Source organism: Vibrio aerogenes, assembly GCF_024346755.1.
Lineage (GTDB): Bacteria > Pseudomonadota > Gammaproteobacteria > Enterobacterales > Vibrionaceae > Vibrio > Vibrio aerogenes.
In genome coordinates this window covers 3,556,577-3,569,238 of record NZ_AP024861.1, presented here as the reverse complement: position 1 = coordinate 3,569,238, position 12,662 = coordinate 3,556,577, and the positions used below count along the sequence as shown (strand labels likewise).

Here is a 12,662-nt window from a genome sequence, read left to right as displayed (position 1 = left end):
TGAAATTGACTGTGCCACCTTACTTAAATTCAACTTTTTTAATCATCCACATCCACTTGGTCAGGGTTAACTCATGCTCAATGTTCGATGAATCATAGTCAGCATATATAAGCCGCATCGGTCCCTTATGTCTCACTGGTTGATATTGGTTATTGACTCGTGTTGCAATCAATATCTTAAATTTTGTCCAGTCTTTCTCAGTAAAATCAACCTGATAATTATCAATAGCTTTGAAGTTCAGTGTTCTGAGTCCGGGTTTCGCCAATTTCGTTACAAATTCTGTCATCCAAAAGCCTGTGTACTTATCCGTTTTCTTTTCCCACGGGTTGTATAAATCAAGGGTCACGAGGCTAAACATTGATTCTAAATTCTTGACTGTGAGTTCTTGAGGGGATGCCATGTTCAGGTTTGTTCCTGTCAGCAAAATTCTTGCATTGCCGGGATCGGCAAAAGCTGAACAGCTTGCCAGAAAGATCATCAGGCCGGTAAACAGGATGTGCTGGATTTTCATTTTGACGCCAGAATCAGTTGTTTCGTGTCATTTATCAAAAAGTATAGACAGTTTTTACCTGAGTCTGGTCTGGCGATGGTTCCTTTTCATGACTGGCTGAGCGTTTCGCATGCTTGTTATGCGTCTCTTGTGAGGCCTTTTTGTATAATTCGGATTAAACGATCATGTTTCCGGTTTTGATGACTGATATTTTGCTTTTTGTTTTGCTGTGATATCGCCCAATGAATGTGGATGTCAAGCATTTCGGAAAGCCCGAGTCGTTGCTCCAGAGCCAGGGTGAGCTCTTCTGAGTAAGGCGCGTTGCCCATTGAAACCGCAAGGTTTCTTAACCATTGCAGATGACCAATTCTGCGGATTGCAGAACCTTCCATATTTTTGAGAAATGTTTGTTCATCCCACAGAAACAACTCTGTTAAATCCGGAGTTTCTAATACTTTTCTGCGATGAAAATCCGGTTGTCCGGTTAGTGGTGAAAAGCGGTTCCATGGGCAGACCAGCTGGCAGTCATCACACCCGTAAATACGGTTGCCAATCGCTTCTCTGAATTCTTCCGGAATTACGCCGGAGTATTCAATGGTCAGGTAGGAGATACAGCGTCTTGCGTCCACCACGCCATCACTCACGATTGCCTGGGTCGGGCAAGAGGTTATGCAGGCTTTACAAGAGCCACACTGATTTTCAACTGGCTGGTCAACAGGCAGAGGGATATCAACTAATATTTCCCCGAGAAAAAACCATGAGCCAGCCTCTTTATCGAGAATCAGAGAATGTTTACCTGTCCAGCCCAGTCCTGCTTTTTCTGCCAGCGGGCGTTCCAGAATTGGTGCAGAGTCAACAAATGGCCGGTAATTTAATGATGTTGTTTCTTGCTTAATTTTTTCTGCCAGTTTTTTAAGCTGGTTTCTGAGTAGCTTATGGTAATCACGCCCTAAAGCATACCGGCTGATATAGGCGTGAGTCGGAGTCGATAAATCCAGGGAGAATTTAGCTTCGGGGGGGAGGTAAGTCATCCGGACACTAATGACCCGAATGGTTCCGGGGAGAAGTTCATCCGGTCTGGCCCGCATCATACCATGTCTGGCCATCCACTCCATTTCCCCATGATAACCTGCATCCAGCCATCGCTGGAGTTCAGTTTCATGCCGGCTTAGATCAACGTCACAGATACCCGCTTTTTCAAATCCGAGTTCAAGGGCCCAGCCCTTTATTTTCTCAGCTAATACCTGATAATTCATCTTATGACACCTGATAAAACCGGGAGCGAATTTTAACGAATATAAGAATGATGATCCAGTCACGGAAAAGGTGGTTATGATCAGTCTGAAAAACACAAAGAGAACTCATGCATATAGTAAAATTTTACAGAGTTTTTCTGGTTGCTTACAGAATAGGGCTTGTTTCCTGATTCTAACCCAGTTTACTATTTACTCATTCAATGAAAAGACATGATGGTTATACGAGCATAGCGGGATGAAGATAAAAACATTTTTATTAAATGATGAGTCAGATACGATTAAGTTAGGAAGTGCTTTGGCTTTGCTATGCTCTCAACAAACAACTTTTTATCTATATGGCGATTTAGGTGCCGGTAAGACGACGCTCAGCCGCGGATTCATTCAGGCGCTTGGACATCAGGGAAATGTGAAGAGTCCGACATATACATTGGTTGAACCCTATGAATTACAGTCTTGGAGCGTTTATCATTTTGATCTTTATCGCTTGTCAGATCCTGAAGAATTAGAGTTTATGGGAATCAGGGACTATTTTTCATCAGATGCAATTTGTTTAATTGAGTGGCCTGAGAGAGGGAAAGGTTTGCTACCTCTGTCAGATATTGATATTAGTATTCGTTACAGCGGAGAGCATCGGGTTGTTGAGTTGTCAGCAAATAGTGAGTATGGCCGAACGTTATTAAGTCAGTTGGAGCTATGAGAAGTATTCGTCATTTTTATTCCTGTATTGTTTATATTTGTTTCTTTGTACTCTTACTATTGAGTAGCCAAAGTACATTCGCTAATTCTCTCAACGGAATAAGAATATGGCCTTCTCCGGATGAAACCCGGGTGGTTGTAGATTTGTCATCTGAAGCCCGGTATAGCTATTTTACATTGAGTAATCCCTATCGTTTAGTTGTAGACCTGAAAGATACCCGGCTCAGGACGAAGTTACCTGTCGTTGCGCAGAAGAGCCCGGTATTGAAGAAAATCAGAAAAAGTACACCACCGGATAAGGGGACTTACCGGTTGGTGTTTGAATTAAAAAAGAAGCTCTCACCTCAGGTCTTTAAGCTCGCTCCGACACCGAAAAAGGAGTATGGACACAGGTTAGTGATTGATTTACCTCACGGTAAAGTGGCATTGCCTGTGATTGTGCCGCCTCAGGCAATAAAAGTAGCCAAAGATGCCTCTCAGTTTTCAGGGAATGCAGATATTATCGTTGCGATTGATGCCGGGCATGGTGGTGAAGATCCGGGGTCAATTGGTCCACGGGGAAAATATGAGAAAAGTGTGACTTTGAGTATCGCTAAAAAGCTCGGAGCTCAGTTGAATGCGGTTCCCGGTATAAAAACAGTACTCACCCGGCGGGGAGACTATTTTGTGAATCTCAACCGGCGTTCCCAGATTGCCAGAAAAAATAAAGCCCACCTGCTCATTTCAATTCATGCGGATGCTTTTATATCTCCCCAGCCCCGTGGCGCTTCTGTGTTTGTACTGAATACAAAAAGAGCAAATTCAGAAATCGCAAAATGGGTTGAGGATCATGAAAAACAATCTGAATTGCTTGGAGGGGCGGGGCAGGTACTCTCAAAAAGCAATAACGACAAAAACATTAGTCAAACATTATTAGATTTGCAGTTCAGTCATTCCCAAAAAGAAGGGTATAAAGTTGCCCGTGATATTTTGAAAGAGGTTGGTCGTGTCGCGCGTTTACATAAAAAGAAACCTGTGAATGCCAGCCTTGCTGTCCTGAAATCGCCTGATATTCCTTCTGTCCTGGTTGAGACCGGCTTTATTTCAAATCCGACCGAAGAGAAGCTATTGTTTCAGCGGACCCATCAGGACAAACTGGCCCGGGCAATGGCGAAAGCCGTTGTTCGTTATTTTGAAGATAACCCACCTGAAGGGACATTATTTGCCAGCCGGAAAAAATCCCGTAAACATATCGTGCGTCGCGGGGAATCATTATCTCTCATTGCACAAAAATATGGGTTGACGGTTCAGGCGTTAAAGAGTGCTAACCATCTGAAAAAAAACACAATTACGATTGGAAAAGCATTAACGATTCCGGGATCCGGCAAAGTACCGATTACTGTACCAGTTATCCGTAACCCCGTTGAAACTCAGATTATTACGCATGTGGTGAAGCCTGGTGAATTTCTTGGAAAAATTGCCAGTCATTACAAGGTTTCTGTGGCTGATATTCGCAGAGAAAATAAGCTGAAATCCTCAGTGCTTAAGGTCGGACAGAAGTTAAAAATCACCGTGAGCCTGAAAGATAAACCCGTGCGTAAACACCGGGTCAAAAAAGGAGATTACCTGGGTAAAATTGCCAGCTTGTATGGTGTGAGTATCAGTCATCTGCGTCAGGTGAATAAACTTCGTACTGATAAGCTGACAATCAATCAAATCCTAATTATTCCGAACAGATAAATTCATGACAATCAAAATACTGCCAGCAAGGCTGGCGAATCAGATCGCTGCAGGAGAAGTGGTGGAAAGACCCGCCTCCGTGGTGAAAGAGCTGGTTGAAAATAGTCTGGATTCGGGTGCAACACGAATTGATGTTGATATCGAAAAAGGTGGTTCTAAGCTGATCCGTGTCCGGGATAATGGACATGGTATTCCGGAGAACGAACTCACCTTAGCCTTAAGCCGTCATGCGACTTCAAAAATACATACACTGGATGATCTTGAAGCAATCGTGAGTCTTGGGTTTCGCGGAGAAGCATTGGCCAGTATCAGCTCCGTTTCCCGTTTGACTTTAACATCCCGTCCTGAGAATCAGGAACAAGCGTGGATGGCACACAGTGAAGGCCGGGATATGGCTGTCAGGCTCCAGCCAGCTGCGCATCCGGCAGGAACAACCGTTGAAGTGCTTGATCTGTTTTTTAACACACCGGCAAGACGAAAATTTCTCCGGACAGAAAAGACAGAATTTACTCACATCGACGATGTATTGAAACGGATTGCTTTAAGCCGTTTTGATGTCACCATTTGCGTCAGGCATAACGGTAAAATAATTCGTCAGTATCGTGCAGCCAATACTGATATCCAGCAGGAAAAACGTCTTGCGGCTGTTTGTGGACAAACTTTTGTTCGCCATATGTTAAAGGTTGGACTCGAGCATCAGGGATTTAGCCTGTTTGGCTGGATTACAACCCCTGAAGGGGCGAGACAGCAAAGCGATTTACAATATTGTTATGTGAATGGCCGGATGATGAAAGATAAGCTGATCAATCATGCTATCCGGCAAAGTTATGAGGCAACTTTAGCGCCTGAACAGTTTGCTGCCTATGTCTTGTATATCTGCCTTGACCCACATCAGGTTGATGTCAACGTGCATCCTGCCAAGCATGAAGTGAGGTTTCATCAGTCCCGTTTAATTCATGACTTTATTTATCAGGCGCTGACCAGCGCTTTAGCAGAAGGGCAATATCTTCATGCACCTGAAGTGAATCAGGCTGCTTTCAGCCGCAAAGGATCGGAGCAGCTACACCAGAGAGAACCGCATCAGGAAGAGCCCGGTGAGCAAAATCAGGGTTTATCAGCCCAGGTGCTGGATGCCGTGCGGCGCACACCAGAGTATCCGGGACGGGCTGAATCTCACCGGTCTGCTCCTCCGTCTGTCCGGGAATCTCAGCCTTCAGGTCAGTGGACCCGTGGCCCAGGCCAAAGGTCCCCTGCGCACAGAAAGACTCCTGTCTATGAACAGAAGAAAATGAATGTTAAGGCCGGCGAGGCCCGGGTTTATCAGCAGTTAATGAAAACAGAAGAGTACCCTCTGGCTGATGTTTCACATCATCTCCAGGATGATGCACCGAAAGTGCAGACAAAGGATATTGTAAAGTTAGGAAAGGCGTTGACTGTCATCGAGGGAAAATATCTTTTAGTCAATGCTGAGCCATCATGCTGCCTGATTGCACTGAACCGGGCTTGTTTACTGAAGATTAGAAAACAATTGGATGTCAGGCAATCAACGCTGAAAGGACAGCCTTTATTAGTCCCGCTCTCTGTTCCTGTTTCAATGGAATGTATCGAAGCGGCAGGGAAATATCAGCAGGAACTGGCACAGCTGGGTATTGAGCTCAAGCCGAAACATAAGAGTACGGATAGTCTGATGGTGATGACTGTGCCGCAACCATTGCGGCAACAGAACTTACAAAAATTAATTCCGGATCTGTTATCTTGTGCTGCCGTCAGCGATGAAAAGCAAGAATTTTTAGCCTATATGACGACGTGGCTTGCTGATTACATCGCTTCTGGTAAACCGAAGCACTACACTTTATCGGAAGCGATACAATTAATCGCGGAACTGGAACAGCTTTTTCAGGGAAATTTACCTCTGAACGACTCTCATTTTATTCAGTTAGCTGATTTTTCAGCTACCATTAGAACATTAGATTCATGAACGAACAGTTACCTCTTGCCCTGTTTTTAATGGGGCCAACAGCATCAGGAAAGACAGATTTGGCGATTCGTTTATGCCAGTCCTTTCCGATGGAAATTATTAGTGTGGATTCTGCGTTAATTTATCGGGGAATGGATATTGGAACGGCAAAGCCGACTCCGGAGGAGCTGGCAAAAGCACCTCACCGGCTAATTGATATTCTTGACCCTCAAGCGGCTTACTCGGCGGCAGATTTCCGTCGGGATGCGCTGCATCATATGGATGTAATTGTAAAAAAGGGTAAAATTCCCCTGTTAGTTGGGGGAACGATGCTTTACTTTAAGGCTTTACTCGAAGGGCTTTCCCCTTTACCGGCAGCGGATCCAGAAATCAGGCAAAAAATAGAACAGGATGCGAAGACGATGGGATGGCACGCGCTCCATCAACGTTTAGCTGAAGTAGATCCCGAGTCAGCTGAGCGGATTCATCCGAATGATCCCCAGCGTTTGTCCCGGGCACTGGAAGTCTTTTATATTTCTGGCAAATCATTGACAGAGCTGACCCGGGAGAAAGGGGAACGGCTGCCTTTCAGAGTCAGACAATTTGCTATTGCGCCCGCAGAAAGAGCAGAGTTACACCGCCGGATTGAGTTAAGGTTTCGGAAAATGATGGAATCCGGATTTGAAGATGAAGTCAAAGCATTATATGCTCGGAAAGATCTTCATCCGGATTTGCCATCAATCCGGTGTGTCGGATACCGGCAGATGTGGGAATATTTAGATGGGAGTTGCACGCTTGATGATGCAATTTTTCGGGGAATTTGTGCAACTCGCCAATTGGCCAAGCGTCAAATGACCTGGTTACGAAGTTGGGATGATTTGACCTGGCTGGATAGCGATCATGCTGAACAAGCGTATGAAATTATATCGAATTCGATAGCTTCTGATTAAATACGCTGTGTATAATGTGATCGTTTTTGTGTCGAACATTCTGTTTTACACTATCGCTTGAATTTTGGTTGAAATACTACCATAACTTGAGTGTATCAGGATGTTGTTTTACTCATTTAGCTCGGATGCAAAGGCTGTGTAAAGCTTGGTATACCACTAGCTAAATAATTAAATAGAAATAGAAAATAAGGAAAATAAAAATGGCTAAGGGGCAATCTCTACAAGACCCATTCTTAAACGCATTACGTCGCGAGCGTATTCCCGTATCAATTTATTTAGTGAACGGTATTAAATTGCAGGGACAGATTGAATCTTTTGATCAGTTCGTTATTTTATTAAAAAATACAGTGAATCAAATGGTGTACAAGCACGCAATTTCTGCAGTTGTGCCTGCACGTGCTGTAAACCATCATGGTGGCGAACGTCCTTCATCAGATCGTCCATCTGATAAATCAGACGATTAATTTGAACGATTCACAATTAAGGAGTTGGTTGCTTGTTTGACCGTTATGAAGCCGGTGAGCAAGCCGTACTTGTTCATATCAATTTTACGCAAGAAGGGGAATGGGATGATCTAAGCGAGTTTGAAATGCTTGTGAATTCCGCTGGAGTCGAGACATTACAGGTTGTGACCGGTAGTCGTCAGTCTCCACACCCCAAATATTATGTCGGTGAGGGTAAAGCCGAAGAGATTGCACGGGCTGTGCAATTATCAGAAGCTGACGTGGTGCTTTTCAACCACGCCCTCTCTCCTGCCCAGGAACGTAATCTGGAAAAATTGTGTCAGTGCCGGGTTATTGACCGGACCGGATTGATCCTTGATATCTTTGCTCAAAGAGCCCGGACTCATGAAGGTAAACTGCAGGTTGAATTAGCTCAGCTTCGGCATTTGTCTACACGTCTGGTTCGGGGGTGGACTCACCTTGAGAGACAAAAAGGCGGGATAGGGTTGCGTGGTCCCGGGGAAACTCAGCTCGAAACAGACCGCCGTTTGTTACGGGATCGCATTAAAGCCATATTGCGCCGACTGGATAAAGTTGCAAAACAAAGAGAGCAAGGGCGGCGGGCAAGACACCGTGCAGAGATTCCCACAATTTCATTAGTCGGGTATACCAATGCCGGGAAGTCAACACTATTTAACCGGGTGACAGAAGCTGGTGTTTATGCCGCTGATCAGCTATTTGCGACTCTGGATCCGACATTAAGAAAGATAGATCTTAAAGATGTTGGGAGTGCAGTTTTAGCGGATACTGTGGGTTTTATCCGTCATCTTCCCCATGATCTCGTTGCTGCGTTTAAGGCAACCTTACAAGAAACCCGGGATGCTGACATTTTGTTACATGTTGTAGATGCAAGTGATGAGCGATTTCGGGACAATATTGCTGCTGTTCACGAAGTATTAGCTGAAATTGAAGCCGATGAAGTTCCTTCTATAGTGGTTATGAATAAAATTGACAACATAGAAGGACAGGCACCCAGAATTGAGTATGATGATGAAGGTGTGCCACAAAGTGTTTGGGTTTCTGCTATTGAAGGAAAAGGAATCGATCTGCTGTTTGACGCTTTAAGTGAAAGACTGTCAGAAGAAATGGTTCAGTACACACTCTGTATTCCCCCGACTCATCAGGGACGAATGCGTAGTTTATTCTTTCAGACAAAAGCGATTCAGCAGGAATCCTATGACCAGGATGGTAATTTGTTGATTTTAATTCGTATGCAACAAGCAGATTGGTCTAGACTTGAAAAAAGAGAAAGTGTGGTTTTACGTGACTTTATAGTTACTTAAAGGACTGCTAAAGTATAACGTCATATCAAAATGATGGAGATTACTAATGGCGTGGAATGAGCCTGGTAATAACAACGGTAATAATGACCGTGATAAAGACCCGTGGGGTAACAATAATGACCATGGTAATCGTGGCGGCCGCGAGCAAGGGCCTCCGGATCTTGATGAAGTGTTTAATAAACTGAGCCAGAAAATTGGTGGTAAGTTCGGGAAAAAAGGGAGCGGCGGTAAAGGCTCTTCTTTTCCGGGTGGGAGTATCATCGGATTTAGTGTTATTATTGCCGTACTTGTCTGGATATTTTCCGGGTTTTACACAATTGGTGAAGCTGAGCGTGGTGTCGTGCTGCGTCTGGGTAAATATGATCATATTGTGGAACCGGGTCTGAACTGGCGAGCAGTATTTATCGATGAAGTCACACCGGTTAACATTAAAGCGATTCGTTCTCTGCGTGCGACCGGGTTAATGTTAACAAAGGATGAAAACGTCGTGACGGTAGCCATGGACGTTCAGTACCAAGTATCAGATCCGTATAAGTATTTGTATCGGGTGTCAAGTGCGGATGATAGTCTCCGTCAGGCCACCGATTCAGCGCTTCGGGCTGTGATTGGTGATTCCCTGATGGATAGTATTTTGACCAGTGGGCGTTTGAAAATACGTCAAAGTACCCAAGAGACGCTGAATGAGATCATAGACAAGTATGATATGGGTCTGGTTGTTGTTGCGGTTAACTTCCAGTCAGCCCGGCCACCTGAACAGGTTAAAGATGCATTCGATGATGCAATTGCAGCCAGGGAAGATGAAGCCCGTTTTATCCGTGAAGCTGAAGCTTATAAGAATGAAATTATTCCGAAAGCGACAGGACGGGCGGAGCGTTTGAAGAAAGAAGCTCAAGGGTATAGTGAAAGGGTCCTGAACGAAGCACAAGGTCAGGTTGCCCAGTTTGAAAAATTACTGCCCGAGTACAAGGCGGCACCTGAAGTAACCCGAAGCCGTTTATACCTGGATACAATGCAGGAAGTCTACTCACATAGTTCTAAAATCCTGGTTGATTCAAAATCGACCGGCAATTTGCTGTATTTACCGATTGATAAACTGGCAGAACAAGGGGGAACAGCACCAACCAAGCGTCAGCTGAAGTCTTCTCCGCTATATGATCATATCGAGCTTGAATCGCAGAAAAAGCCGACCGATGATTCATCTTCACGTTCAACCGGAACTCGTCAAGGGAGATACTAAGAATGCGTAAGTTAATAATCCCTGTGATTGTGTTAGTTGTTATTGTTCTTCTGATGTCGTTGTTTGTAATTCCTGAAGGTAAGCGTGGCATTGTGGTCAGGTTTGGCCGTATCTTAAAAGACGATAATGTCGCTAAGATTTATGAGCCCGGACTGCATTTTAAAATGCCGTTATTTGATCGGGTGAAGAGGCTTGATGCAAAAATCCAAACGATGGATGGGCGGGCTGATCGTTTTGTGACGTCTGAGAAAAAAGATGTGATCATCGATTCCTATGTTAAATGGCGAATTGAAGATTTCGGACGTTATTATCTGACAACCGGTGGCGGTAATGCACTGACAGCTCAGGCGCTTCTGGAACGAAAAGTCACTGACGTACTCCGTTCTGAGATTGGTTCAAGAGAGATTAAGCAGATTGTCTCCGGCCCAAGGAATGATAATGTCCTGCCTGATAGTGCCGATGAAGATGTTGTTGCAACGGAAGCTGCGAAGCAGGCTTTGGAAATTGATGGTCAGCGTGACCAGATCATGGAAGAAGTTTTGCTAAACACTCGTAAGAGCGCGATGAAAGATTTAGGTGTTTACATCGTGGATTTCAGGATGAAAAAAATCAACCTGCCTGATGAGATCAGTGAGTCAATCTATAAAAGAATGAGAGCTGAGCGTGAGTCTGTCGCCCGAAAACATCGTTCTCAGGGACGTGAAAAAGCGGAGATCATTAAAGCTCAGGCTGAGTTAGAAGTGGCCACTATTTTAGCTGAAGCTGGCAAGACTGCCCGGGTTACCCGGGGTGACGCTGATGCGAAAGCTGCGAAGATTTATTCAGATGCATACAATAAAGACATGGAATTTTATACATTCCTTCGCTCTTTAAAGGCTTATGAAGAGTCGTTTAGCCAGAAGAGTGACATTTTAGTGCTGGATCCACAAAGTGAGTTTTTCCAGTATATGAACAAATCTGGTGGAAGCCATTCTAAATAATATTTCGACATCTTCGGTATGTCATAGTATAAAGGCTCCTTTCAGGAGCCTTTATAGTTACGGAACAGAACAACTATGTCCCACGCTTTTTGGTTGGCTATCGGCTTGCTGCTGATTGCCGAAGGTATCGGCCCATTTTTAGCGCCAGATGGATGGCGTCGCGCGATTGCTCAGGTTTCTCAGCAATCCAATAATATTCTTCGCCGCATTGGTGGTTGTTTTGTTGTCGCGGGGCTGATCATTCTGTACTTCTATTTACGTTAACTCATCTGTGTTAGTAATGAGGTGGTGGTGTTTCTTCCGATTGTGAAGCCAGATTTGGCTCACTCATCGTTTTGACCTTATTGACGACATACTTCATCTGGAGCTGCATTTCAGTAATCACTTTTTGCTGCTGAGATAAAGCATCATTCAGTGCCTCTATGGTATTTTCCTGAAAAGCTATCTGGCACTCCAGATCATTGATACGTTTCTCTAATATCTGGATTTTCTCGTCACTCATGTTATTACTCACTTACTTGCCAGGCCTCAGCTATTCCGGCTGAGTTCGCAGAAATTGCCAAGCCTTGTTCATTAAAGGCTACATCGTATACAACCGCCCGTGGTGGGCGGGTATTTTTAGATAACTGTGTTTTAAACTCTGCCAGTTTATCTCCATTAGTACTATTCCAAACCATGACATTCCCGGATGGCGTGCCGGTGATGAGTTGATCACCACTTTCAGAAAAACGGGCGCTTGAAAAAATGAGCTGTCTTGAAAAACTTTTCAGATGAGAAAGTTCTTTTCCGGTTTGAAGATCCCAGATTCTGGCCTGATTACCTCCATCTGAAGTAAATGCATACTTTCCATCTCTTTGCAGAGCGACCCGGACGACCCGCTGCTCATGGTCAAATTTTCTCAGGACGTGTCCGGTTTTGGTATCCCATAAATAAGCGATATAATCATTACCACCCGTGAGCGCATAGTGTCCATTCGCTGATAAGGCAACCGAGTTCACTTTTTCCCGATGCGCAAGAAATTCCATTCTTCTTCCTGTTGTCAAATCAACATATATTGCTTTTCCGTTTGAGAGTCCCATCAGTATACGGGTGCCGTTTTTAGATAAATCGATGTCCCGGATAATGCCATCCGAGATGGACCATAAACCTTTCGCCTGAGTCCATGCCAGATCCCAGACTGCAAAGTTTGTTTGTCCGGCAGTAACAGCATATCGATCATTATCTGATATTCTGATTTTTGTGACAGTACTTTCTTTTTGGTTTAAAGCACCTAAATCTGCCAGTTGTTTATTTTCGGTCAGATCCCATAGTATAAGTTGTTTTTTGGGAGAGTAGGTCAGTGCAAAGCGGCCATCCCTGCTCAACCCAAAAGCTGTAACGCCTTCTGGTGAAACTTTCCACTGTTGAACCGGAGAGGGAGAGAAAAAGCATCCATTTAACAAAATGCTGACAATAAATATGGGGATATAAAGAGAGAATATTCGCATTGAACTTAATTCCCGTTTAGTGTGTCTAAAGACAATCGAATCACATCACGTTATATTGGTACAACAATGTGTTGCTCATAGATAGAAGTCAAGAAATACTGAGC

At 44.3% G+C, this 12,662-nt stretch carries 13 protein-coding genes; 9 read left to right on the top strand and 4 right to left on the bottom strand.

Annotated elements, in window-relative coordinates; translation table 11 throughout:
- Positions 1 to 19: 19 nt before the first annotated feature.
- Both OCV29_RS15915 and queG read right to left on the bottom strand, forming a co-directional pair.
- The gene (locus OCV29_RS15915) at positions 20 to 511 is read right to left on the bottom strand and encodes a hypothetical protein (RefSeq protein ID WP_073605995.1); all 492 of its coding nucleotides are present in this window, start codon (positions 509 to 511) and stop codon (positions 20 to 22) included.
- Positions 512 to 627: 116 nt separating this feature from the next.
- The gene (gene queG / locus OCV29_RS15910) at positions 628 to 1,746 is read right to left on the bottom strand and encodes a tRNA epoxyqueuosine(34) reductase QueG (protein ID WP_073605996.1); all 1,119 of its coding nucleotides are present in this window, start codon (positions 1,744 to 1,746) and stop codon (positions 628 to 630) included.
- A 235-nt stretch (positions 1,747 to 1,981) separates the two neighbouring features.
- Between queG and tsaE the strand changes: the two genes are divergently transcribed.
- The 9 genes from tsaE to OCV29_RS15865 all read left to right on the top strand — a co-directional run bounded on the left by tsaE (position 1,982) and on the right by OCV29_RS15865 (position 11,335).
- Positions 1,982 to 2,443, top strand: coding sequence for a tRNA (adenosine(37)-N6)-threonylcarbamoyltransferase complex ATPase subunit type 1 TsaE (tsaE, locus tag OCV29_RS15905; protein WP_073605997.1), 462 nt, complete (start codon positions 1,982 to 1,984; stop codon positions 2,441 to 2,443).
- Positions 2,440 to 4,161, top strand: coding sequence for an N-acetylmuramoyl-L-alanine amidase (locus OCV29_RS15900; protein WP_073605998.1), 1,722 nt, complete (start codon positions 2,440 to 2,442; stop codon positions 4,159 to 4,161). The genes tsaE and OCV29_RS15900 overlap by 4 nt, the downstream gene beginning before the upstream one ends.
- A 4-nt stretch (positions 4,162 to 4,165) precedes the next feature.
- Positions 4,166 to 6,139, top strand: coding sequence for a DNA mismatch repair endonuclease MutL (gene mutL / locus OCV29_RS15895; RefSeq protein WP_073605999.1), 1,974 nt, complete (start codon positions 4,166 to 4,168; stop codon positions 6,137 to 6,139).
- Positions 6,136 to 7,068, top strand: coding sequence for a tRNA (adenosine(37)-N6)-dimethylallyltransferase MiaA (miaA, locus tag OCV29_RS15890; RefSeq protein ID WP_073606000.1), 933 nt, complete (start codon positions 6,136 to 6,138; stop codon positions 7,066 to 7,068). The genes mutL and miaA overlap by 4 nt, the downstream gene beginning before the upstream one ends.
- Positions 7,069 to 7,268: 200 nt before the next feature.
- Positions 7,269 to 7,532, top strand: coding sequence for an RNA chaperone Hfq (gene hfq / locus OCV29_RS15885; RefSeq protein ID WP_073606001.1), 264 nt, complete (start codon positions 7,269 to 7,271; stop codon positions 7,530 to 7,532).
- A gap of 32 nt (positions 7,533 to 7,564) precedes the next feature.
- Positions 7,565 to 8,854 (top strand): ribosome rescue GTPase HflX, encoded by a 1,290-nt coding sequence (gene hflX, locus OCV29_RS15880; protein ID WP_073606002.1) that lies wholly within the window; start codon positions 7,565 to 7,567, stop codon positions 8,852 to 8,854.
- A 46-nt stretch (positions 8,855 to 8,900) separates the two neighbouring features.
- Positions 8,901 to 10,091, top strand: a complete 1,191-nt coding sequence (gene hflK, locus OCV29_RS15875) for an FtsH protease activity modulator HflK (protein WP_073606003.1) — start codon at positions 8,901 to 8,903, stop codon at positions 10,089 to 10,091.
- 2 nt (positions 10,092 to 10,093) lie between these two features.
- Positions 10,094 to 11,071, top strand: a complete 978-nt coding sequence (hflC, locus tag OCV29_RS15870; protein WP_073606004.1) for a protease modulator HflC — start codon at positions 10,094 to 10,096, stop codon at positions 11,069 to 11,071.
- 75 nt (positions 11,072 to 11,146) lie between these two features.
- Entirely contained in the window at positions 11,147 to 11,335 is a 189-nt protein-coding gene (locus tag OCV29_RS15865) for a DUF2065 domain-containing protein (RefSeq protein ID WP_073606005.1), read from the top strand.
- A gap of 10 nt (positions 11,336 to 11,345) precedes the next feature.
- On the opposite strand, the gene OCV29_RS15860 is transcribed toward OCV29_RS15865, so the two are convergent.
- Positions 11,346 to 11,573, bottom strand: coding sequence for a SlyX family protein (locus OCV29_RS15860; RefSeq protein WP_073606006.1), 228 nt, complete (start codon positions 11,571 to 11,573; stop codon positions 11,346 to 11,348).
- A 4-nt stretch (positions 11,574 to 11,577) separates the two neighbouring features.
- On the bottom strand, positions 11,578 to 12,558 hold the full coding sequence (locus tag OCV29_RS15855) for a WD40 repeat domain-containing protein (RefSeq protein ID WP_073606007.1): 981 nt from the start codon (positions 12,556 to 12,558) through the stop codon (positions 11,578 to 11,580).
- Positions 12,559 to 12,662 lie beyond the last annotated feature (104 nt).

Bases quoted from the DNA above. Each gene is read 5' to 3' on its own strand.
- OCV29_RS15915 (WP_073605995.1), bottom strand. From the start codon at position 511: ATGAAAATCCAGCACATCCTGTTTACCGGCCTGATGATCTTTCTGGCA.
- queG (WP_073605996.1), bottom strand. From the start codon at position 1,746: ATGAATTATCAGGTATTAGCTGAGAAAATAAAGGGCTGGGCCCTTGAA.
- tsaE (WP_073605997.1), top strand. From the start codon at position 1,982: ATGAAGATAAAAACATTTTTATTAAATGATGAGTCAGATACGATTAAG.
- OCV29_RS15900 (WP_073605998.1), top strand. From the start codon at position 2,440: ATGAGAAGTATTCGTCATTTTTATTCCTGTATTGTTTATATTTGTTTC.
- mutL (WP_073605999.1), top strand. From the start codon at position 4,166: ATGACAATCAAAATACTGCCAGCAAGGCTGGCGAATCAGATCGCTGCA.
- miaA (WP_073606000.1), top strand. From the start codon at position 6,136: ATGAACGAACAGTTACCTCTTGCCCTGTTTTTAATGGGGCCAACAGCA.
- hfq (WP_073606001.1), top strand. From the start codon at position 7,269: ATGGCTAAGGGGCAATCTCTACAAGACCCATTCTTAAACGCATTACGT.
- hflK (WP_073606003.1), top strand. From the start codon at position 8,901: ATGGCGTGGAATGAGCCTGGTAATAACAACGGTAATAATGACCGTGAT.
- hflC (WP_073606004.1), top strand. From the start codon at position 10,094: ATGCGTAAGTTAATAATCCCTGTGATTGTGTTAGTTGTTATTGTTCTT.
- OCV29_RS15865 (WP_073606005.1), top strand. From the start codon at position 11,147: ATGTCCCACGCTTTTTGGTTGGCTATCGGCTTGCTGCTGATTGCCGAA.
- OCV29_RS15860 (WP_073606006.1), bottom strand. From the start codon at position 11,573: ATGAGTGACGAGAAAATCCAGATATTAGAGAAACGTATCAATGATCTG.
- OCV29_RS15855 (WP_073606007.1), bottom strand. From the start codon at position 12,558: ATGCGAATATTCTCTCTTTATATCCCCATATTTATTGTCAGCATTTTG.